This is a genomic window from Rhodococcus sp. KRD175, assembly GCF_017168275.1.
In the GTDB taxonomy this organism is placed as follows: domain Bacteria; phylum Actinomycetota; class Actinomycetes; order Mycobacteriales; family Mycobacteriaceae; genus Rhodococcoides; species Rhodococcoides fascians.
This window is the reverse complement of the sequence record NZ_JABFAQ010000015.1, coordinates 32,708-52,526: the sequence shown is the minus strand read 5'-3', so window position 1 is coordinate 52,526 and position 19,819 is coordinate 32,708. Positions and strand designations below refer to the sequence as shown.

At 64.4% G+C, this 19,819-nt stretch carries 21 protein-coding genes and 4 tRNA genes; 13 read left to right on the top strand and 12 right to left on the bottom strand.

Annotated features, from left to right (window positions below):
• The first annotated feature begins 24 nt into the window (after nucleotides 1–24).
• Both J1M81_RS20535 and J1M81_RS20530 read left to right on the top strand, forming a co-directional pair.
• Nucleotides 25–609 carry a helix-turn-helix domain-containing protein gene (locus J1M81_RS20535; RefSeq protein ID WP_032373745.1) on the top strand — a complete coding sequence of 195 codons (585 nt, stop codon included), beginning with the start codon at nucleotides 25–27 and terminating at the stop codon, nucleotides 607–609.
• An 88-nt stretch (nucleotides 610–697) separates the two neighbouring features.
• On the top strand, nucleotides 698–997 hold the full coding sequence (locus tag J1M81_RS20530) for an ANTAR domain-containing protein (protein ID WP_045842143.1): 300 nt from the start codon (nucleotides 698–700) through the stop codon (nucleotides 995–997).
• Between the two features lie 12 nt (nucleotides 998–1,009).
• On the opposite strand, the gene J1M81_RS20525 is transcribed toward J1M81_RS20530, so the two are convergent.
• The 6 genes from J1M81_RS20525 to J1M81_RS20500 form a co-directional block, all read right to left on the bottom strand.
• Nucleotides 1,010–1,306, bottom strand: coding sequence for a hypothetical protein (locus tag J1M81_RS20525; protein WP_032365867.1), 297 nt, complete (start codon nucleotides 1,304–1,306; stop codon nucleotides 1,010–1,012).
• 101 nt (nucleotides 1,307–1,407) lie between these two features.
• Nucleotides 1,408–1,980 carry a DUF6584 family protein gene (locus J1M81_RS20520; protein WP_032371325.1) on the bottom strand — a complete coding sequence of 191 codons (573 nt, stop codon included), beginning with the start codon at nucleotides 1,978–1,980 and terminating at the stop codon, nucleotides 1,408–1,410.
• A gap of 118 nt (nucleotides 1,981–2,098) precedes the next feature.
• A tRNA-Phe gene (locus J1M81_RS20515) sits at nucleotides 2,099–2,175 on the bottom strand.
• Nucleotides 2,176–2,231: 56 nt separating this feature from the next.
• A tRNA-Asp gene (locus J1M81_RS20510) sits at nucleotides 2,232–2,305 on the bottom strand.
• A 123-nt stretch (nucleotides 2,306–2,428) separates the two neighbouring features.
• A tRNA-Glu gene (locus tag J1M81_RS20505) sits at nucleotides 2,429–2,501 on the bottom strand.
• Between the two features lie 79 nt (nucleotides 2,502–2,580).
• Nucleotides 2,581–3,249, bottom strand: coding sequence for a TetR/AcrR family transcriptional regulator (locus tag J1M81_RS20500; RefSeq protein WP_206498732.1), 669 nt, complete (start codon nucleotides 3,247–3,249; stop codon nucleotides 2,581–2,583).
• Between the two features lie 622 nt (nucleotides 3,250–3,871).
• Between J1M81_RS20500 and J1M81_RS20495 the strand changes: the two genes are divergently transcribed.
• The 6 genes from J1M81_RS20495 (at nucleotide 3,872) to phoU (ending at nucleotide 10,444) form a co-directional block, all read left to right on the top strand.
• Nucleotides 3,872–5,095: a lipase family protein gene (locus J1M81_RS20495; RefSeq protein ID WP_241258318.1), complete on the top strand. Its 1,224-nt coding sequence runs from the start codon at nucleotides 3,872–3,874 to the stop codon at nucleotides 5,093–5,095.
• Nucleotides 5,096–5,163: 68 nt separating this feature from the next.
• A tRNA-Lys gene (locus J1M81_RS20490) sits at nucleotides 5,164–5,239 on the top strand.
• Nucleotides 5,240–5,474: 235 nt separating this feature from the next.
• Nucleotides 5,475–6,431: an acyl-ACP desaturase gene (locus tag J1M81_RS20485; protein ID WP_032381649.1), complete on the top strand. Its 957-nt coding sequence runs from the start codon at nucleotides 5,475–5,477 to the stop codon at nucleotides 6,429–6,431.
• Nucleotides 6,432–6,525: 94 nt separating this feature from the next.
• Nucleotides 6,526–7,665: a tRNA dihydrouridine synthase DusB gene (gene dusB, locus J1M81_RS20480; RefSeq protein WP_206498730.1), complete on the top strand. Its 1,140-nt coding sequence runs from the start codon at nucleotides 6,526–6,528 to the stop codon at nucleotides 7,663–7,665.
• 118 nt (nucleotides 7,666–7,783) lie between these two features.
• Complete coding sequence (locus J1M81_RS20475) at nucleotides 7,784–9,703, top strand: LCP family protein (protein ID WP_206498729.1); 1,920 nt, start codon at nucleotides 7,784–7,786, stop codon at nucleotides 9,701–9,703.
• Nucleotides 9,704–9,769: 66 nt separating this feature from the next.
• Nucleotides 9,770–10,444 (top strand): phosphate signaling complex protein PhoU, encoded by a 675-nt coding sequence (gene phoU / locus J1M81_RS20470; protein WP_027495872.1) that lies wholly within the window; start codon nucleotides 9,770–9,772, stop codon nucleotides 10,442–10,444.
• Between the two features lie 128 nt (nucleotides 10,445–10,572).
• Here phoU and pstB read toward each other — a convergent pair whose 3' ends face one another.
• From pstB to J1M81_RS20440, 6 genes are all read right to left on the bottom strand, one after another.
• Nucleotides 10,573–11,349 (bottom strand): phosphate ABC transporter ATP-binding protein PstB, encoded by a 777-nt coding sequence (gene pstB, locus J1M81_RS20465; protein WP_027495871.1) that lies wholly within the window; start codon nucleotides 11,347–11,349, stop codon nucleotides 10,573–10,575.
• A 36-nt stretch (nucleotides 11,350–11,385) separates the two neighbouring features.
• The gene (gene pstA, locus J1M81_RS20460; RefSeq protein ID WP_027495870.1) at nucleotides 11,386–12,294 is read right to left on the bottom strand and encodes a phosphate ABC transporter permease PstA; all 909 of its coding nucleotides are present in this window, start codon (nucleotides 12,292–12,294) and stop codon (nucleotides 11,386–11,388) included.
• A gap of 3 nt (nucleotides 12,295–12,297) precedes the next feature.
• Entirely contained in the window at nucleotides 12,298–13,335 is a 1,038-nt protein-coding gene (gene pstC, locus J1M81_RS20455) for a phosphate ABC transporter permease subunit PstC (protein WP_027495869.1), read from the bottom strand.
• 87 nt (nucleotides 13,336–13,422) lie between these two features.
• The gene (pstS, locus tag J1M81_RS20450; RefSeq protein WP_032367500.1) at nucleotides 13,423–14,523 is read right to left on the bottom strand and encodes a phosphate ABC transporter substrate-binding protein PstS; all 1,101 of its coding nucleotides are present in this window, start codon (nucleotides 14,521–14,523) and stop codon (nucleotides 13,423–13,425) included.
• A gap of 199 nt (nucleotides 14,524–14,722) precedes the next feature.
• Nucleotides 14,723–15,661: a mycothiol synthase gene (gene mshD / locus J1M81_RS20445; RefSeq protein WP_206498728.1), complete on the bottom strand. Its 939-nt coding sequence runs from the start codon at nucleotides 15,659–15,661 to the stop codon at nucleotides 14,723–14,725.
• Nucleotides 15,662–16,420: a response regulator transcription factor gene (locus J1M81_RS20440; protein ID WP_027495866.1), complete on the bottom strand. Its 759-nt coding sequence runs from the start codon at nucleotides 16,418–16,420 to the stop codon at nucleotides 15,662–15,664. It lies immediately after the preceding gene.
• Between the two features lie 130 nt (nucleotides 16,421–16,550).
• On the opposite strand from J1M81_RS20440, the gene J1M81_RS20435 reads away from it, so the two are divergent.
• The 5 genes from J1M81_RS20435 (at nucleotide 16,551) to J1M81_RS20415 (ending at nucleotide 19,657) form a co-directional block, all read left to right on the top strand.
• On the top strand, nucleotides 16,551–17,330 hold the full coding sequence (locus J1M81_RS20435) for an LmeA family phospholipid-binding protein (RefSeq protein ID WP_206498727.1): 780 nt from the start codon (nucleotides 16,551–16,553) through the stop codon (nucleotides 17,328–17,330).
• Nucleotides 17,327–17,740 carry a thioredoxin family protein gene (locus J1M81_RS20430; RefSeq protein WP_032400963.1) on the top strand — a complete coding sequence of 138 codons (414 nt, stop codon included), beginning with the start codon at nucleotides 17,327–17,329 and terminating at the stop codon, nucleotides 17,738–17,740. Before J1M81_RS20435 ends, J1M81_RS20430 begins: the two co-directional genes overlap by 4 nt.
• A 254-nt stretch (nucleotides 17,741–17,994) precedes the next feature.
• On the top strand, nucleotides 17,995–18,471 hold the full coding sequence (locus J1M81_RS20425; protein WP_027495863.1) for a DUF4395 domain-containing protein: 477 nt from the start codon (nucleotides 17,995–17,997) through the stop codon (nucleotides 18,469–18,471).
• A gap of 42 nt (nucleotides 18,472–18,513) precedes the next feature.
• Nucleotides 18,514–19,350 carry a sulfurtransferase gene (locus J1M81_RS20420; RefSeq protein ID WP_027495862.1) on the top strand — a complete coding sequence of 279 codons (837 nt, stop codon included), beginning with the start codon at nucleotides 18,514–18,516 and terminating at the stop codon, nucleotides 19,348–19,350.
• Between the two features lies 1 nt (nucleotide 19,351).
• Entirely contained in the window at nucleotides 19,352–19,657 is a 306-nt protein-coding gene (locus J1M81_RS20415; RefSeq protein ID WP_008719402.1) for a DUF1416 domain-containing protein, read from the top strand.
• The last annotated feature ends 162 nt before the right edge of the window (nucleotides 19,658–19,819 follow it).

The window sequence follows — 19,819 nt, the reverse complement described above, 5'->3', positions numbered from 1 at the left end:
GTTTGCCGAAACTGCAATGGATCGATGACGGACGCAGAAACCACCCTCGACGAGCTCATTGCCGGCCTCGGCCCCCGCCTCAAGCGCATCCGGATGGAGAAGAACACCACCCTCGCCGCGCTCTCCGACACCACCGGAATTTCGATCAGCACGCTCTCACGGCTCGAATCCGGTGACCGCAAACCCAGTCTCGAACTGCTGTGGCCGATCGCCCGCGCGCATCAGATGGCGCTCGACGATCTGGTGACGGCTCCCCCCGTCGCCGATCCCCGGGTACGCACCACAGCCACCGTGCGCGAGAACCTGACCATTCTCCCGCTGACGCTCCGCCCGGGTGGTCTGCAGGCATACAAGCTGGTGGTTCGTCCCGACGACAAGGAGCCGCGCCCGCGGGTGCACGAGGGGTACGAGTGGTTCTACGTTCTCGACGGCACCCTGAGACTTATTCTCGGCGAACACGATCTGACGATGAAGGCCGGTGAGGCCGCCGAATTCGACACCCGGGTACCGCACTGGTTCGGCGCTGTCGGCAACCGACCGGTCGAGCTGCTGAGCCTGTTCGGACCTCAGGGCGAGCGCATGCACGTCCGCGCGAAACCGACTGTATGAAAAGTCATGTCGGTGTGAGACAGTGAAGCCCGCTCGACCCAGAATCCACTCGGTCATCCGCACCGACAACACCATCTCGAGGAAAAAGATGACCGACAGACTGCCCGATTCACCCGCCTCTCGTACCGACGTCGACATCGCGACCGGAGTGCTCATCGGGATCCACGGCGGCTCGGTGGCCGACGCCATCGACGAGTTGTTCACCACGGCGAAGAATCACCGGGTAAGTCTGTTCGAGCTCTCCCGCACGCTGATCACTGTCGCCGAGGGGCGCGACGTGGAGCAGTCCACGACAACGGACGCGGTGTACTCGGTGTGGGGTTCGGCGCTGGGCCGGCGTGGAGCCGAGACCACGTTCGGCTTGGTCACCGGTTCCGCCGCAGTCTGATTCGGGCGGTCGCTATCCGCGGACTGCCGGGTCGGTCCGCAGTTCCGGGAATCGAGCCGTCATCGCGTCGATGTGCCGATACATCTCGTAGAGCTCGGTGCGAAGAGTGGATGCCTCGGACTCGAATTGCCTCGCGCGAGATTCGGCACGATCGGCGCGAGCCCGAAATGCTTTGGATTGCGCAATTTCGATGGCCGCCGAACACGTCCGAATGTGTTCGGCCAGTCCTCGCGCGAACACTCTCGCCTGGGCAAGATTGACGTCGTAATTGTCGTCGCGCGGTGACGGTGCGCCGTTCGCTGTGCCCATGAAATGAAGTCGCCCTCGGTCGTCGGCCTCGATATCCTCCGACGAACTCTACGCTCGGATTCGAGCGACCCGTTCGAGAACCGCCCCTCCGAGAATCGCCATCAGCCGAAGACGAGTGCCAACACCACCGACGCAGAGGTGGCAACGATGGCAAGGACAATGGTTGCTGCGATCGCACGTTGCCGGACGGTGCGGTAACCAGACGTCTTCAACCCGTCGTCGGCATCGTCCTCGTCGGCGGTACGCGCGGCATAGAAGTCGTCGGAGTCGACTCCGTCCTCGTCGAAATACACGACATCGCGCGGTGGGATCCAGCTCTGCCCATTGGCTGCGATTGCGGCTCCCAGTCGCTCCAGGCGCATCTGAGCCCGCACCGGATACCAATCCGAGGGCGCATGGATGGGGAGGGCTCGGGCGAGCATCAGCGGCGACCGGTACTGCTTCTGCAGTGCCGCGAACGCAGCCGACGCCGTCGGATCGTCGTCGGCCTTGTCGGTCAGAAACCACACGGCACCGGCCGCCGCACGATCACCGAGAAGGAGATACGTGTACGCGAGCAATTCCAGAACCGCAGGCGACGACGGGTTGCGGGGCAAGGCGTCGAGGAGCCCGTCTCGTGCGGCGTTGGTGTCTCCACGTGCGAGATCGGCTTGCGCGCGAGCGATCACATCCACCTGTCGAGCCTAACGTTGCAATCGAGCGCCGTCACGGGACAGTGGGTACTCCGCATACGACAAAGCCCCTCCCGACCGAAGTCGAAAGGGGCTTTGCAGTGCTTGTCGATCACAACCGTGGTGGCCAGGGCCGGGATCGAACCGGCGACCTTCCGCTTTTCAGGCGGACGCTCGTACCAACTGAGCTACCTGGCCGGGCGGCACCGGTGAAACAATGCCATCGCAATGCCGGTGCTTTCACACCGATTCTGCGACCCTGACGGGACTCGAACCCGCGACCTCCGCCGTGACAGGGCGGCGCGCTAACCAACTGCGCCACAGGGCCTTGCTGTTGTTGCCGCGCTATTTCTAGCGCACCAACTCTCCGAACTGCAAATCTGCTTCTCGCCGGAGCGAGATGAAGAATGCTGTACTGCACATCGGATTGTCAATCCGATGCTTTCCTGCGTACCCCCTACGGGATTCGAACCCGCGCTACCGCCTTGAAAGGGCGGCGTCCTAGGCCGCTAGACGAAGGGGGCCCGCCGAATTGCTTCGACGCTACCCTCAACGGCGTTCCGTTGGGAGCTGGGATAGCTTAGGACACTTTCGCGGTAAATCTCAAACCGGCAGGTCAGAGGCAGCTTTTGCCTCGTTTTCGCCGAACTGCTCCCACCCGTGGAGCTCGAACTCGGCCAACCAACTATCCGACGCCATGGCAAGGAGCACGATCTCGACGGACTCCTCGAACCGCTCGCGTAGATCTGCGTTGTCGGCCACCAGATCCGACATGTAACGCTGACCCGCCATCGACGCGGCGAGTACCCGCACGAACTTGGCCGCGTCGAACTGCGGCTTGAGGTCTCCCATCGCCAGCGCTCTCTCGGCCTGCGCGTACCCCTGAGCGCCCCACACCCGGCCACCACCGGAGTGCACCTCCGCGTAGAACTCGGGCTCGACGATCAGCCGGAATTCTGCACGCACGATCACGTCGTTCTGAAAGTTCTGCGCGATGTCGTCGACGATTCCCTTGATGACGTAAAAGGGATGCGCGGTCGAATCCGCCCATTTCTCGGAGATTGCGACATAACGGTCGAGTCCGGCCGCGAGCACCGCTCGAGCCAGGTCTTCCTTGGACTGGAAATGGAAGTACATCGCCCCCTTGGTGGCGTTCGATCCGTCCAAGATGGTGTTGACGGACGCAGCCGCATATCCGCGCTTGGCGAATTCCGCCGCCGCTGCCTCGACGATTGCCGCCCGGGTCCGCCGTGCGCGCTCCTGTTGTGCCATTTACTCCGTGCCTCCGAGCCCAAGCGCCCTGCATATCCACAGGTAGTACAAGTAGAGAGTACTTCACCCGAACGACACGCGACTCGACTCACCTGCGGTCCGCTACGACGCGTGCAGCCGACAGAAAATTCGGTTGGGTAACTGAAACAAGCCGAATGGTATTGTTCACCCGGCTCGAGTGCGCTGCAGGGGGTGCGCGCTCGAGCCGCTCACGTACGTCCGCTCGGGCCAGGTCGGCACCGCCGTTCGAGCCACAACGCCGATACCGAGCATGCGTACGAATTCCGCCGAATGGCCGCCGGTCTCCCAGAGCCGGAAAGCAGTTGAATATCGAATTACATTCTGCACGAGCATCTCTCGAGGCACCTTCGTTTGCACCGCTCCTTAGCGCATGAAAACTGTTGCTGATCAATCGAATACGGCAAACCCGCTCCGTGAGGTCACCAAAAGCACTGTCTCATAATCGATATCAGCGGCGAAACGGTAACGGTTTCGACACATTCTCGGAATAGCCGAAGACGTAGACCACCTCGGGCATAGCGTGATGCGCATCACACATGATGCTTCGGCCGATCGGGGACGGGTGCACGCCATGAATCTATCGATCCGCGTATGTCGTTCGATGACAGTACTACTCGTGTCGTCGGCCTTGACGTTGCCGACCGCGCACACCGTCGCCGCCGACCCACTGACGAACTTCCTCGATCCCGTCGCCGATCCCGCCCTCTACCTGCCGACCCCACTCGGCGAGCCGTTCTTCGACCCGCCGGCAGGATTCGAGGAGCTCCCGCCCGGATCGGTTCTCGGCACCCGACGCGTGAGCGTGGGGCCGCTGTTCACCCCGGTCATATCGACCCAGATCCTCTACCGCACAAGCGATTCCAAAGACCGACCCGTCGCTGCGGCGACGACCGTCATCGTGCCCGACGCACCCTGGGCCGGTCCCGGCACGCGTCCCGTCGTCGCGTACAACATGGCCATCAACTCACTGGGCAACACCTGTGCACCGTCGTGGACCCTGCCCCGAGGTATCGCCCGGGAGATTCCAGCGGTGCAGGCGTTCCTCGCCAAGAATTATGCAGTGGTCGTCACCGATCACGAGGGTCCTCGGCAGGCGTACGCGGCCGGGCGCATGGCCGGCCATGCGGTGCTCGACGCGTTGCGCGCGATGGTGCGCCTCCCCGAACTCGGGTTGCCCGCGTCCTCCCCGATTGCCGTCACAGGCTATTCGGGCGGGGCGATCGCCACCGGATGGGCCGCTCAACTCGCCCCGTCGTACGCGCCGGAGGTCAATCTGGTGGGCGCGGCCTTCGGCGGTCCACCGACCGACTACCGGATTCTGCTGACGTCGATGAACGGCAACGTCGCGTCGACGCTGTTCCTGTCCGCAGCGCTCGGAGTTGCCCGCGAGTATTCCGAGATGTTCTCCCTGATGAACGCCAACGGACTGCGTCTGGCGACCGTGGCCAAAGATCTCTGCATCACACTGCTCGCTCCCGGCGGACTGGTGGCACCGATACCGGCCCAGGCCCTCTCGGACGTGCCGAACGTCGACCGGACCGAGATCGCCGAACGCATCATCGCCGCGACCCGGATGGGCGGTGATCTCGCCCCCACCGTGCCCACGATGATCTACCAGGGCCGTCAGGAATTCTGGATCCCCCGGGAAGGTGCGGAAACGCTGTACGACGAGTGGTGCGCACACGGTGCCGACGTACGCCTCGAGGAGTACTTCGGTGAACACCTCGTCGTCGCGATCAGTGGCATTCCCGGTGCGTACTCCTGGATCGACGACCGCCTGGCCGGTATCCCCGCGCCGCAAGGCTGCAGCAGTTTCGGGCGCTGACCCCCGAAACGCGGTGCCGGGGGTGCATGACCGACACGGCTGCACTGCCCATTACACTTTCGATCCGCGCCCCTATAGCTCAGTTGGTAGAGCTACGGACTTTTAATCCGCAGGTCGTAGGTTCGAGTCCTACTGGGGGCACCACACACCCTTCCGCCGAACTGCATTCGGCGGCACCCGGTCCGTACACTCGGGGTAACGATCGGCCCGTCCGCAGCGACGTGCAGGGAGAACTGCAGCAGTCGCGAAGATCCCCACATCGGCCGATGTCGGTCGTCACGACTGCTCGAACAGCAAGTGAACAGCCGCGACACGGTTCACACCGAACCTACGGTGCCGTAAGCTGGACCGGTCGTACGCAATCTATGGAGGCGATCTAATGGCGAGGGATCTGACACAGCTCGAGCTTCTGCAAGAGCTGGTGCCCACTGCCGAGGACAATGTGAACCGTCACATTTCGATGGCGCGCGAATGGCATCCCCACGACTACGTGCCGTGGGACGAAGGCCGCAACTTCGCCGCCCTCGGCGGCAAGGACTACGACCCGGAGCAGTCCAAGCTCTCCGACGTCGCGCAGGCCGCGATGATCACCAACCTGCTCACCGAGGACAATCTGCCGTCCTACCACCGTGAGATCGCCGAGAACTTCTCCCAGGACGGTGCCTGGGGAACCTGGGTCGGCCGCTGGACCGCCGAAGAGAACCGCCACGGCATCGTCATGCGCGACTACCTCGTCGTCACCCGAGGCGTCGACCCCGTCGCCCTCGAAGAAGCCCGCATGATCCACATGACCAACGGCTTCGCCTCGCCCGCAGGTTCGCAGACCGGATTGCTCCACTCGGTGGCGTACGTGACGTTCCAGGAACTCGCGACCCGCGTCTCGCACCGCAACACCGGCAAGGTCTGTGACGACCCGATCGCCGACCGCATGCTCCAGCGCATCGCCGCCGACGAGAACCTGCACATGATCTTCTACCGCAACATCACCGGCGCAGCGATGGACATCGCACCCGACCAGACCCTCGACGCGGTCTCCGACATCGTGACGAACTTCGTCATGCCCGGTGCCGGCATGCCGAACTTCCGCCGCAACGGTGTGTTGATGGCCAAGCACGGCATCTACGACCTGCGTCAGCACCTCGAAGACGTCGTCTGGCCCGTGCTGCGCAAGTGGAGCGTCTTCGAGCGCAACGACTTCACCGCCCGCGGTGAGAACAAGCGCGAAGAACTCGCCGCGTTCCTCGAAGACCTCGAACGTCAGGCCACCAAGTTCGAGGAGATGCGAGATCGCTCGCTGGCCCGCGAACGCGCCAAGGCCGAAGCACGCGCGTCCTGAGTTTCGATCGACTGGTGTGCCCGGTACCGACTTCGGTGCCGGGCACTGCCTTTTCTCCTGAAAGTTCTCCCTTCGTTCCAAAGGCTTGTTTTCCATGACATTGCAGATCGGCTCCCTGGAGTTGCGCAGCCCCGTCGTCCTCGCACCGATGGCCGGCGTCACCAATGTGGCGTTCCGCACGTTGTGCCGTGAGCAGGAACTCGAGCGCGCGGGCAGCACGTCCGGTCTGTACGTCTGCGAGATGGTCACCGCACGCGCTATCGTCGAACGGCAACCCGCCACGATGCACATGACGACGTTCGGGCCCACCGAAACCCCCCGGTCCTTGCAGCTCTACACGGTCGATCCGGACACCACGTACGCCGCGGCGAAAATGATCGTCGACGACAACTTGGCCGATCACATCGACATGAACTTCGGCTGCCCGGTCCCGAAAGTCACCCGCAAGGGCGGCGGTGCCGCATTGCCGTACAAGCGAAACCTGTTCGGCCGCATCGTGGCTGCGGCGGTCAAGGCCACCGAGGGCACCGACATCCCCGTCACGGTCAAGTTCCGTGTCGGAATCGACGAGAACCATCACACCCATCTCGATGCCGGCCGGATCGCCGCCGACGAGGGTGCAGCGGCCGTGGCGTTGCACGCCCGCACTGCCTCGCAGCGGTACTCCGGCACCGCCGACTGGAACGAGATCGCTCGACTCAAGGAGCACGTCACCGGGATTCCCGTCCTGGGCAACGGCGATATCTTCTCGGCGTCCGACGCCGTCCGCATGATGGCGGAAACCGGATGCGACGGCGTCGTCGTCGGGCGTGGCTGCCTCGGTCGTCCATGGCTGTTCGCCGAGCTCAGTGCCCGCCTGAACGGGCGGCCAGAGCCGACGCCGCCGACCCTGGGTGAGGTGGCCACTATCATCGCGCGCCATGCCGAGTTGCTCGCGCAGCACCACGGTGAGGGCAAAGGCCTCCGAGAGTTGCGCAAGCACGTGTCCTGGTACCTGCGCGGCTTTCCCGCCGGCTCGGATCTTCGGGTGTCGATGGCACTGGTGTCGACCCTCGCCGAACTGGACGACCTTCTGGCGCAACTGGATCCAACCGTTCCGTTTCCCAAGGACGCCGAAGGTCCCCGCGGCCGGCAGGGCTCGCCCGGCGCAGTGTCGCTGCCCGACGGATGGCTCGACGATCCGGAGGACCTGTGTGTCCCCGCCGGTGCAGATCTGATGCATTCCGGCGGCTGATCGACCCCTCACCAGGGCCCGTCTCGCACGAAGTGGACCGCGCCGCTCGAGTCAGTACTATGGCTTGGATTGCCGAGTAGACGGCACATGCGTGTGATGGAAGGCCAGGTTCGAATTCGTGGGAGACGATCGAGAGTCGGGCCCGTCTGTGCCCGAGGGTCGCGCCCCATGGGAGCGCCCGCTGTCCTCTATCGGACGAACCGGCGCAGGCGGACGTTCCGGACAACGTCCTCCTCGGTCCGACGACCCCGCCACACCCGACCCCTCTGGTTCGGAACCCGACTCGACAGACTCCGATTCTCCACCGAAGCCGGGTGACAGCGGCCGACTGGGTAAACGCTCCCCGCGCAACGCGGACACGGTGTCGGTCGCCGAGCTGGTCGACAAGATGTCTCGTTCGGGAGCCACCCGACGTGATCCCCCCGAACGGCCGGACGTCGAAGAGCCCACCGAGGTCATCTCACCGATCACCGCTGCCCCCGAACCCGTCGGAGCACCCGCCGCCGACCGGCCGGCACTGACGCGTCTGGCGATGAGCCGAGTACGGCGACGACGACGGATACGCATGATCGGCCGAAGTCTGGTCTCGATCGTCGCCATCCTCGCCGTGGCACTCACCGGAGTGGTGTGGGGCTATCTACGCAACACCGATCAGGGATTCCTCCAAGTCGCCGCGCTCGACCCCGATTCGACCGACGTCGTCGACGCCGCAGGCCAGTACGGAGACGAGACCTACCTGATCGTCGGCACCGATACGCGCGCCGGTGCCAGTGGGCAGGTGGGCGCAGGAACCGTTACCGATGCCGAGGGATCTCGATCGGACACCGTCATGCTCGTCAACATTCCGGCCGACCGCAGCCGCGTCGTCGCCGTGTCGTTCCCGCGCGACCTGGACGTGACCCGCCCCGAGTGCGAGCAGTTCGACAACGTCACCAATACCTACACCGGTGAGATGTTTCCGGAGGCGTACGGCGACAAGCTGAACGCCACCTACGCCCTCGGCGGCCCGAAATGCCTGGTCAAGACCATTCAGAAGATCTCAGGACTGCGGATCGGACACTTCGTCGGCATGGACTTCGCCGGGTTCGAGTCCATGGTCGACGAGGTCGGCGGTGTCGAGGTGTGTACCGCGCAGCCTCTCGTCGACTACGAACTCGGAGACGTGCTCCCCAACGCCGGCACCCAACGCATCGACGGCCGCACCGCACTGAACTACGTCCGGGCACGCAACATCGAATCGGAGGGCAACGGCGACTACGGCCGCATCAAGCGCCAGCAGCGTTTCCTGTCGTCACTGTTGCGATCGGCGTTGTCGAACAAGGTTCTTCTCGACCCGGGCAAGCTGAACGGATTCGTCAACGCGTTCACCTCCGACACCTTCGTCGAGAACGTCAAGACTCAGGACCTGGTGACGCTCGGCCGTTCGTTGCAGAACGTCGACGCCGGCGCGGTGACCTTCCTGACCATTCCCACCACCGGAACCAACGACTACGGCAACGAGATCCCCAACGAAGACGCCATCGGTGCCATCTTCCAGGCGATCATCGACGACCTACCCCTGCCCGGCGAAGAACGGGCCGAACCGGTGACACCGGAACCGACCCCGCCGCCCGCCGCTCCCGACGCCCCGCTGCTGGCCGTCGATCCGGGCACCGTGTCGCTGCAGGTGTCCAACGCGTCGGACATCGCGGGAATGGCACAGACCGCATCCGATCAGCTGGCGACGTACGGGTTCCAGATCCTCACGGTCGGCAACTTCTCCGGCTCCGCCGCTCAGACCGTCGTTCGGTACTCCCAGGATCAGGAAGCCGCTGCGGCGACGGTGGCGTCGGCGATACCCGGTGCTGCCATCGAACTGGCTCCGAGCCTGAACAACGTCGTGGAAGTGGTCCTCGGTTCCAACTACCCGGGCTACACCCAGTACCCGGCCGAGGTCGGTGCGCAGATCGACCCCACCCAGGTGGAGGGAACGACCGAAAGTGCACAGTTGCCCGAGGATCTGTCGTTCACCAACGCGGCCGACGACACGTGCGCCTGACTCCATTCATTCCCCGTTAACCCTCGGGACAGAGAACTGGTCGGTGTGACCTACTAAACTGCGCTCATGCGCGTCGCCTACAACGAACAGATGAACGAGCTCGCCGATCTCCTCGGAGAAATGGCGAGCCTGGCTGGTGCGGCCATGGAAAAGGCCACGCAGTCTCTCCTCCAAGCAGACCTGGTTCTCGCCGAGCAGGTCATTTCCGAGCACGACAAGATCACCGAGCTCAGCGCGATCTGCGAGGAGAAGGCATTCACGCTTCTTGCGCTGCAGGCTCCGGTCGCGGGCGATCTCCGTTCGGTGGTGGCCGGCATCCAGATCGTCGCCGACATCGACCGAATGGGCGCACTCGCACTCCACGTCGCCAAGATCACCCGTCGCAGGCACCCGAACCATGCCCTCCCCGAGGTCGTCAACGGCTACTTCGCCGAGATGGGACGCCTCGCCGTGCAGATCGGTGCGTCGGCCCGTGAGGTGCTCGAGACCCGCGATCCCGAGCGCGCTGCGAAGCTGCAGGAAGAGGACGAGGCGATGGACGATCTGCACCGTCACCTCTTCACGGTGCTGATGGACCGTGAGTGGAGCCACGGCGTCGCCGCCGCAGTGGACGTGACCCTGCTGGGCCGCTTCTACGAACGCTTCGCCGATCACGCCGTCGAGGTCGGCCGCCGAGTCATCTTCCTCGTCACCGGCCAGCTTCCCGCCGACCTCCACCAGCAGAACATTCCCAGCTCGTAGCACCCACTTCGCTCGAGGTCGAGTAGCGCTGCGCGACAACGCTACTCGATCTCGAACCCAGGGCAGGCGCACAAAGAAGAACCCCCGTCGAGCTTTCGCTCGGCGGGGGTTCTCTGTGCGGTGTGCGGTTATCCGAAGCGACCGGAGATGTAGTCCTCGGTGGCCTTCTGCGTCGGATTGGAGAAGATCTTCTCGGTGTCGTCGATCTCGATCAGCTTGCCGGGCTTGCCCGTTGCCTCGAGGTTGAAGAAGCCGGTCTGATCGCTCACGCGCGCGGCCTGCTGCATGTTGTGCGTGACGATGACGATCGTGAAGTCCTGCTTGAGTTCCTGAATCAGGTCCTCGATCGCCAGTGTCGAGATGGGGTCCAGGGCCGAGCACGGCTCGTCCATCAGCAACACGTCGGGAGAGACGGCGATGGCGCGGGCGATGCACAGACGCTGCTGCTGACCACCGGAGAGTCCGCCGCCTGGCTTGTCGAGGCGATCCTTGACCTCGGTCCACAGGTTGGCACCCTTGAGCGAGCGCTCGGCGATCTCGTCGAGTTCCTTCTTGCCGCGGCCACCCTGCAGCTTCAGCCCGGCGACGACGTTGTCCTTGATGGACATGGTCGGGAACGGGTTGGGTCGCTGGAAGACCATGCCGATGGTGCGTCGCACACCGACGGGGTCGACGCCACTGCCGTAGATGTCCTCGCCGTCGAGCAGCACCGAACCTTCGACGCGAGCGCCGGGCGTGACCTCGTGCATACGGTTGAGCGAACGCAGGACGGTCGACTTACCGCAGCCGGACGGTCCGATGAACGCGGTGACGCTGCGCGGCGGGACTGCCAGAGTGACGTCGGAGACGGCATGGAACTTGCCGTAGTAGATGTTGACGTCCTTGAGATCGAGACGCTTTGCCATGTTCTGATTCCTTAGGATTCTCTGGAGTCGGGTGGGTCAGAAGTTCTTGGGCGAGAAGAACTTCGAGACCAACTTCGCGCCGATGTTGAGTATTGCGACGATCAGGATCAGCGTCAGGGCTGCTCCCCACATGCGCTCCGCGGTGAGCACGCCGGTTCCTGCTTTCTGCAGGTCGACCATCATGAGCGGCAGTGACGTCTGCGGCCCCTCGAAAATATTGAAGTTGATAGCGGTGGCCGAGCCGACCAGGATCAGCACCGGAGCCGTCTCACCCATGACTCGGGCCAGCGCCAGCATGATGCCGGTGACGATGCCGGAAAGCGCGGTGGGGATGACGATCTTGGCGATGGTCTTCCACTTCGGCACGCCCAGTGCGTAGGACGCCTCGCGCAGATCCTGCGGAACGATGCGCAGCATCTCCTCGGCCGACCGCACGATGACCGGAATCATCAGCAGCACGAGGGCGAAGGCAACGGCGACACCGGAGCGCTGGAACCCGAAGGTGGCGATCCACAGCGCGTAGATGAACAGGGCCGCGACGATCGACGGAACACCGGTGAGGATGTCGACCATGAACGTCGTGACCTTGGCCAGTTTGGTCCCTGCGCCGTACTCGACGAGGTAGATGGCGACGAAGATGCCGATCGGGATGGAGATGACGGCGCAGAACAGTCCTTGCAGGAGGGTTCCCACGATCGCGTGGTACGCACCACCGCCGGCGATGAACTGGGTGATTCCGGCCTGCGAGTTCTGCCACCAGGCCGGTGCGACCACAGCGGACAGTCCACGTGAGATCACCGTGTAGAGCACCCAGATCAGTGGTACGAGGGCGACGAGCACCGACAGGCTGACGAGAATCGTCGCCGCGAGGTTCGACGCCTTGCGCCGGGCGCTGACGCCCTGGAACGTGGGCTCCTTGACGGGCTTGTCCATGGTTGCGGTCATGGGTCAGTCCTTCTTTCCGGCGATGGCGGCGCGGGCACCGGCGTTGACGACGAAGGTCAGGACGAACAGCACCAGACCGGCGGCGATGTAGGCACCGGCCTGCAGCGGGTTGTTGAACTCGCCTGCTGCCAGCGCGATCTTGGTCGCGAATGTGGAACCGCCGTCGAACAACGTTCCGCCGAAGGTCGCCTGGGTGCTGCGAATGATGATGTAGAGCGCGATGGTCTCACCGAGTGCGCGTCCGAGACCGAGCATCGAACCGCTGACGAAGCCGGACTTGCCGAACGGAATGACCGTGGTGCGAACAACTTCCCAGCGAGTGGCTCCGAGCGCAAGGGCCGCCTCGACCTGGCCCTTGGGCGTCTGAACGAACACCTCTCGGGTCACGGCGGCAATGATCGGCAGGATCATCACGGCGAGCACGATGCCGCCGGTGAAGATGGTGCCGCCGCCTGCGATCGATACCGAGCCAGTGCTGAACAGCGGGAACCAGCTCAGCGACGAGTTCAGCCATTCGGCGAACGGGCTGATCGCCGGGGCCAGGACGTACAGGCCCCAGAGGCCGAAGACGATCGACGGGACGGCGGCGAGGAGGTCGATGACGTAGCCGAGCGGTCCGGCAACACGCTTGGGTGCGTAGTTCGTCAGGTAGATCGCGATACCGAGCGCGACGGGCATCGCCAGGATCAGAGCGAACAACGACACGGTGACGGTGACCAGAAACAGGTCGAGTACACCGAACACCATTGCCGAGGTGTTCGAGGTGTCCCACGCGCCGTTGTAGGTCAGGAAGTTGACCGTGTTGTTGGACAGTGAGGGAATCGCTCGCCAGAGCAGGAAGATGCCGACCGCAGCGATCAGGGCGATGATGAAGATGCCCGAGCCCTTGGCCAGGCCGGAGAAGATCCTGTCACCGGGACGGGTGACCGTCCCCGATGTTTTCGAGTCTGACAATTGTGGTTCTTCCGGTTCGTGGGCGGCACCTGTGGTAGGCACGGTAGCCGCTGAGGGGATGCCGGTGATCGAGTGGGTGTCGCTCATACCGCTCACTGTCTCGTGTCGATGCAGGGTGGTCCGCCTTCGGCCCGCGTCACCGCGAGCCGAAGGCGAAACCGGGTTTATCGAGGATCAGGCGATCGCTTCGATGGCGGTGACCAGGCGTTCCTTGAATGCGTCGGGCAGCGGCACGTAGCCGGCTTCTTCGAGGCCCTGCTGGCCCTCGTTGGCTGCACTGAGCAGGAAGGACTTGACTGCTGCCGTGGTGTCGGCGTCGTAGCCCTTCGAGCAGACGATCTCGTAGGTCGCGAGGACCAGCGGGTAGGTGTCCGCTGCGTCGCTGGCGTAGAGGCCGTCGATGTCGATGACGAGGTCGTTGCCCTCGCCCTTGAACTTCGCGGCGTCGATTGCCTTGCCTGCGGTCTCGCTGCTCAGCTCGACCGGTCCGTTACCGAAGTCGACGGCGGCCTTGCCCAGCGACTCCTGGTCGGCGAAGCCCTTCTCGACGTAGGTGATGGCACCGGGGGTGGCGGCGACGGCCTGGGCGACGCCCGAGGATCCGTTGGCACCTTCGCCGACGCCGCCGGCCCAATCGGAGCTGTGGTTCAGCGTCCATGCCTCGGGAGCGGATGCCGCGAGGAAGCGCTGGAAGTTGTCGCTGGTGCCCGACGAGTCGGAGCGGTAGACCGGGGTGATCGCGGTCGACGGGAGCGTTGCGCCCTCGTTGAGTGCAGCGATGGCCGGGTCGTTCCAGGTGGTGATCTTGCCGGTGAAGATCTGCGCGATGACGTCGGGGTTCAGCACCAGGTTGTCGACACCGTCGACGTTGTAGGCCACTGCGACCGGGCCGAAGACCAACGGCAGGTTCCACGCCGGGTTGTTGGCGCAGCGCACGGCGGCCTGTGCGGCCTGGTCGTCCTTGATGGACGAGTCGGAGCCGGCGAAGTCGACGAGGCCCGCGACGAACTGCGTGCGGCCGTTACCCGAACCACTGGTGGTGTACTCGACGGCCTTGCCTGCGCAGACGCCGGAGTAGATCGAGGTGAAGTTGGACATGGCGTTCTGCTGTGCGGACGAGCCTTCACCGGTCAACGGGGACTTGCCTTCGCACGAAGCCGAGGACTGCGATGCACCGTCCGTGGTGGCGACGTTCGCGTCGCTACCGCATGCGGCCAGCAACATGGCACTGACTGCCACTGCACTCATGAGAGCACCGTTGCGCTTGAGGTTCACCTGTTTCCTCCGAGGAATCTTGGGCCGTGATCGCGGCGCGAACTCGAGGTTCGCGCTGCGACTGTGAAGGTGCCGGCTCAGAAGAACCCTCGCACCAGGCAGCGTAGGTTGCCGCCCAGAGAGAAAGGTAAAGGCAGGTGGTAGACGTTTACCCCCGCGTGGGTGAACGGAAGATGAACACCGTGCTGGAAATGTCCGATTACGCGGTCCGCGCGTACGCGGCGTCGACGTGGTAATTCGCGAACCCGAGCTTGGTGTACGTGTGCACCGCCGCGGTGTTGTCGGCCTCGACGTACAGCATGATCTGGTCCAGTTCACGACCGCGCAGATAGTGCAGCCCGGCCAGGGTCAGTACCCGTCCGAGACCGCGACCCTGCGCCTGCGGATCGATACCGACCACGTACACCTCGCCGATGGCCGGGTCGTTGCCCCCAGGGAGTGGAGCCTGCGGAACGACCCGATCCTCAGCGGCGTGAACTTTCGTCCAGTGGAATCCGAGCAGGTGGTCACTGCCTTCCTCGAAGGCCAGGAAGAGACCAGCCGGATCGAACCACGGCTCGTCTCGCCGCGACGCGATGTCGCGGTCGGTCCAGCCGCCCTGCTCGGGATGCCAGGAGAACGCCGCGTTGTTCACCCTCAGCAATTCGGCATCGTCCTGGTGCCCACGATAGGTTCGCAGCGAAATACCTTGCGGTACAACCACATCGGGCAGTTCGGGCTCTGCCGCGGCCCGCCGCATCTGCAGCAGTTCCCGGGCCACCGTCAGCCCGAGCGCACGCGCCACCGACTGTGCTGCGGGCAGATTTCCGTGCGCCCAGATCCGCGTGCCGGAGCCGAGATCGAGTGCGCTGGTGACCAATCGCCGACCTATGCCACGACCGCGATACTCCGGATCGACCACTGCCTCGGCCATACCGTCGGCGACGCCGACGTACCCGACGACTCGATCTGCGTCGGTGGCAACGAATCGAACGACGCTCTCACCCGCGTCGACGGCCTTGACGGCCTGCTCGGACAGCGGTGCCGTACCGTCGATTTCGGTTGCACGCGAAAGAATCCGGTGAATCTCGTCGCTGACGCGCGAGGACGGTGCGTCGCCGTCGAGGGGGTGGACGTCGAACGCAGTATCCGAATTCATCTACGAGAGCGTACTCTCTTGCTCGAACTCGAAATCCGCATCGTCGGAATCGCCGGCCATGGCGTCCGGAGCCGTACCGCCCTTGGAGTTACGCGACGGACGCACGGCCTTGTAGCCCACGTTCCGCACCGTTCCGATCAGCGACTCGTACTCGGTACCGAGCTTGGCGCGGAGGCGTCGAACATGGACGTCGACGGTGCGAGTGCCACCGAAGAAGTCGTAGCCCCATACTTCCTGCAGCAACTGGGCGCGGGTGAAGACGCGGCCCGCATGTTGAGCCAGGTACTTCAGCAACTCGAATTCCTTGTAGGTCAAATCGAGTGGGCGACCGCGCAACCGCGCGGTGTACGTGCCCTCGTCGATGACCAACTCACCGAGCGTGATCTTGCCCGACGTCTCGGGACTCGCAACCCCGCCGCTCCGGCCGACCAACAGACGTAGCCGAGCGTCCAGTTCCGCGGGACCTGTGCCGGGCAGCAGGATGTCGTCGAGCCCCCAGTCGGAATTGACTGCGACCAGGCCGCCTTCGGTCAGGACCGCGACCACGGGGATGGCCGAGCCGGTACTACCGAGCAGCCGACACAGACCGCGAGCAGCAGCCAGATCGGTACGTGCATCCACCAGCGCGATGTCGGCAGAACCTGCTTCGAGGAGAGAAGACACCTCGGTCGGTACCGGCCGGATGTGGTGAGCCAGCAACGCAAGAGACGGGAGTACGCCCTCCGGATTGGGATCGGAGGTCAGTAACAGGAGCTCCACTGCGTCTCCGTTCTTACCGCTGGCCGGTCCAGCCGACGCTGGAATCGAGTGATCGTCAAGGACACAGACTAGCTTGTCCGTACAACCGGTCGAAGCGGGCAGTACGCGATGCTTCGGTCACAATGGACCGGTGCGCACACTTCTCATCGGACTCGTCAGCCTGTTGGCCCTCGCGCTCGTCGTCGATTTCGGGGCCGCGGCCTACTCCGAATATCGCGTCTCGCGCGCCATCCGCGACGGCGGCGAACTCACCTCGGACCCCCAGGTGATCGTGCACGGTTTTCCGTTCCTCACCCAGGCCGCCGACGGCCGCTATCAGAACATCGAGATCCGGGCCCAGGACGTCCCGACCGAATACGTCGGCTCGACGACCATCGAAGCCAATCTGCGCGGCGTCCACATCGCCCTGTCCGACCTGATCGACAACAACGTCCGCGACATCCCGGTGGACGAGCTCGACGGCCGCGTCCGCATCGAGGCAACCGATCTCGGACGGTTCCTCGGCATCGTCGACCTGCAGGTTTCCGCACCTCCGGCCGACAAGTCCGACGGCACGGGCGGCTCCGGCGGGTCGGGCAAGACCACCGCCGGTGGCGTCGTACTGACGGGAACGGTTCCGGTGGGACCGCTGCAGACCACCGTCAGCGTGCAGGCCGACCTTCTGCTCGAAGGTGACAGTGTCGCCATCGTGGCATCGGACTTCTACTTCGGACCGGAGGGGCAGGCCGACTTCACGATTCCCGATTTCGCCAAGCCCACAGTTCTCGGCCTGTTCACCAAGACCATCGAACGCCAGAGCCTGCCGTTCGGACTGCTGCCGACGGACGTCTACGCGGAGGGTTCACAGATCGTCGTCGAAGGGTCGGGAGAGAACGTGAACATCGACCTCAACGAGATCGAAAGGCCGTGACAGGGATCACAGTTCTGGTTGTCGTGGCGGTCCTTGCCGTTGCTGTCGGACTGATTCTGCGTCGTCGTTCCGGTGCCGTCCGCACCATCGCGTCCACCGATTCCAACGACCTTCTTCCGCTGCTCGTCGATGCGGGCGTCACCTCGGGAACTCCGACGATTTTGCACTTCTCGGCGGACTGGTGTGGTCCGTGCGCTGCCGTGCGTCGTGTGGTGCATCAGGTTCTCGCCGACCGCACCGACGCACGCGAAGTCGAACTCGACATCGATGCTCATCCTGTTCTCGCCCGTGAACTCGGAGTGCTCTCGCTGCCGACGACCTTCGTCCTCGACGGAGAACTGCGTCGGCGTTCGAGAATTGCCGGCGTGCCGTCGGCCGCAGCCCTGCGCGAGGCTCTCGACGCGCTGTAAGGCAAGAGCTACTCAGGTGGGCGGTACGACGCGCCCCTGGTAACGGGTAGGATGCACTTCGTGTTCTCCCGCCGCGAGCTCATGCTCACCAGTCGACGCACGGTTGATCTGTGCCGACTGGGCGGTTGTTGCTGTCGCTGCTGCTGATTTCCGTCTGCCGCCACGCCCATGCGTGATGCCGGCCCGATGATCGAAATCCACATCCGTGCACCGGCGACAAGCCGTGCCCCGGCCTCGCACAGGAGTACCTCTCGATGTCGACATCCGACACCCACACCACCACGATCGACCAGGTCGACGTCCGTGGTCCGCGCTTCGCCGCGTGGATCACCACCGCAGTTCTGGTCGTCGTCCTCCTCGCGAGCACGGTCTCGGTTCCCGCAGCGGCAATCCTGCTGGGGCTCCAGGCGATCGTGTTCGGAATCGGAGCCGTCCGCGGACCAAAGCACAGTCCGTACGGCACGATCTACGCGACATTCGTCGCGCCGCGGCGCTCACCGACCACAGAACGTGAGCCGGTGGCCCCGTTGAAGTTCGCCCAACTGGTGGGCTTCGTGTTCGCCGCCGTCGGAGTCCTCGGATTCGCTCTCGGCGCTCCCGTCGTCGGCACCGTAGCGACAGGCTTCGCGCTCTTCGCGGCGTTTCTCAACGCAGCGTTCGCAGTGTGCCTGGGCTGCATGATCTACCCCCTCGCAGCTCGATTGCGCGGCAACTCGCGCACCGCAGCGTGACAACTACCCCCTGATCCGACAAGAAAGACCGAAAGGAACACCATGGCTCGCTCCGACGTCCTGGTCTCTGCCGACTGGGCCGAGCAGAACCTGAACGCACCGAAGATCGTCTTCGTCGAGGTCGACGAAGACGCCAGCGCCTACGACGGCGGACACATCGAAGGTGCGGTCAAGCTCGACTGGCGCAAGGACCTACAGGACCCGGTTCGCCGCGACTTCCTCGATCAGGAGCAGTTCTCCGGCTTGCTCTCGGCCAAGGGCATCAGCAACGACGACACCGTCGTGCTCTACGGCGGAAACAACAACTGGTTCGCCGCCTACGCCTACTGGTACTTCAAGCTGTACGGCCACAAGGACGTCAAGCTGATCGACGGCGGCCGCAAGAAGTGGGAGCTCGACGGCCGCCCGCTGTCGAAGGACGTCGTCAGCCGGGAGAACACCCAGTACCGCGCCGAGGCACCGGATCTGTCGATCCGCGCATTCCGCGACGAGGTCATCGACGCCATCGGCAACAAGAACCTGATCGACGTCCGCTCCCCCGACGAGTTCTCCGGCAAGATCCTCGCGCCGGCACACCTCCCGCAGGAGCAGGCTCAGCAGCGGGGCCACGTCCCGTCCGCGATCAACATCCCGTGGAGCACCACCGCCAACGAGGACGGCACGTTCAAGTCCGACGAGGCACTCGAAGAGCTGTACAAGACCAAGGGCTACGACGACAGCAAGGCCACCATCGCCTACTGCCGCATCGGTGAGCGCTCGAGCCACACCTGGTTCGTGCTCAAGGAGCTCCTCGGCAAGGAAGACGTCAAGAACTACGACGGCAGCTGGGTCGAATACGGCTCCCTCGTCGGAGCACCCATCGAATTGGAGGTTCACTGATATGTGTGGAGCACCCGTGCAGGGTCAGACCATCCCCGCAGGCGTCGACGTCGAGAAGGAAACGGTCATCACCGGCCGTGTCCTCGCCGGCGACGGTGAGCCGGTAGCGGGCGCATTCGTCCGTCTCCTCGACGGCACCGGCGAATTCACCGCCGAGGTCGTCGCGTCGGGAACCGGCGATTTCCGCTTCTTCGCTGCCCCCGGACAGTGGACGCTGCGGGCGTTGTCCGCATCGGGCAACGGCGACACCGTCATCACGCCCGAGGGCGCGGGCGTGCACTCGGCCGACGTCACCGTCGGAGTCTGAGTCACCGAACCGATCACATAGAAGAACCCCGCACCTGGCAACCAGGTGCGGGGTTCTTTTCGTTGCTCTAGCCGACCTGTCGCGCCGGCTCGGGGACCGTGGAGTACTGCGGCGGGAACATGCCGGGAGGTACCGGGATGCCCTGGGATTCGAGGAAGGCAC

What these genes read in the sequence shown, in the direction of transcription:
- J1M81_RS20425 (WP_027495863.1), top strand. Translation starts at nt 17,995, where the DNA reads ATGTCGACATCCGACACCCACACCACCACGATCGACCAGGTCGACGTC.
- J1M81_RS20420 (WP_027495862.1), top strand. Translation starts at nt 18,514, where the DNA reads ATGGCTCGCTCCGACGTCCTGGTCTCTGCCGACTGGGCCGAGCAGAAC.
- mshD (WP_206498728.1), bottom strand. Translation starts at nt 15,661, where the DNA reads ATGAATTCGGATACTGCGTTCGACGTCCACCCCCTCGACGGCGACGCA.
- J1M81_RS20535 (WP_032373745.1), top strand. Translation starts at nt 25, where the DNA reads ATGACGGACGCAGAAACCACCCTCGACGAGCTCATTGCCGGCCTCGGC.
- dusB (WP_206498730.1), top strand. Translation starts at nt 6,526, where the DNA reads ATGACATTGCAGATCGGCTCCCTGGAGTTGCGCAGCCCCGTCGTCCTC.
- pstB (WP_027495871.1), bottom strand. Translation starts at nt 11,349, where the DNA reads ATGGCAAAGCGTCTCGATCTCAAGGACGTCAACATCTACTACGGCAAG.
- phoU (WP_027495872.1), top strand. Translation starts at nt 9,770, where the DNA reads ATGCGCGTCGCCTACAACGAACAGATGAACGAGCTCGCCGATCTCCTC.
- J1M81_RS20530 (WP_045842143.1), top strand. Translation starts at nt 698, where the DNA reads ATGACCGACAGACTGCCCGATTCACCCGCCTCTCGTACCGACGTCGAC.
- pstA (WP_027495870.1), bottom strand. Translation starts at nt 12,294, where the DNA reads ATGACCGCAACCATGGACAAGCCCGTCAAGGAGCCCACGTTCCAGGGC.
- J1M81_RS20525 (WP_032365867.1), bottom strand. Translation starts at nt 1,306, where the DNA reads ATGGGCACAGCGAACGGCGCACCGTCACCGCGCGACGACAATTACGAC.
- J1M81_RS20485 (WP_032381649.1), top strand. Translation starts at nt 5,475, where the DNA reads ATGGCGAGGGATCTGACACAGCTCGAGCTTCTGCAAGAGCTGGTGCCC.
- J1M81_RS20500 (WP_206498732.1), bottom strand. Translation starts at nt 3,249, where the DNA reads ATGGCACAACAGGAGCGCGCACGGCGGACCCGGGCGGCAATCGTCGAG.
- J1M81_RS20415 (WP_008719402.1), top strand. Translation starts at nt 19,352, where the DNA reads ATGTGTGGAGCACCCGTGCAGGGTCAGACCATCCCCGCAGGCGTCGAC.
- pstC (WP_027495869.1), bottom strand. Translation starts at nt 13,335, where the DNA reads ATGAGCGACACCCACTCGATCACCGGCATCCCCTCAGCGGCTACCGTG.
- J1M81_RS20495 (WP_241258318.1), top strand. Translation starts at nt 3,872, where the DNA reads ATGACAGTACTACTCGTGTCGTCGGCCTTGACGTTGCCGACCGCGCAC.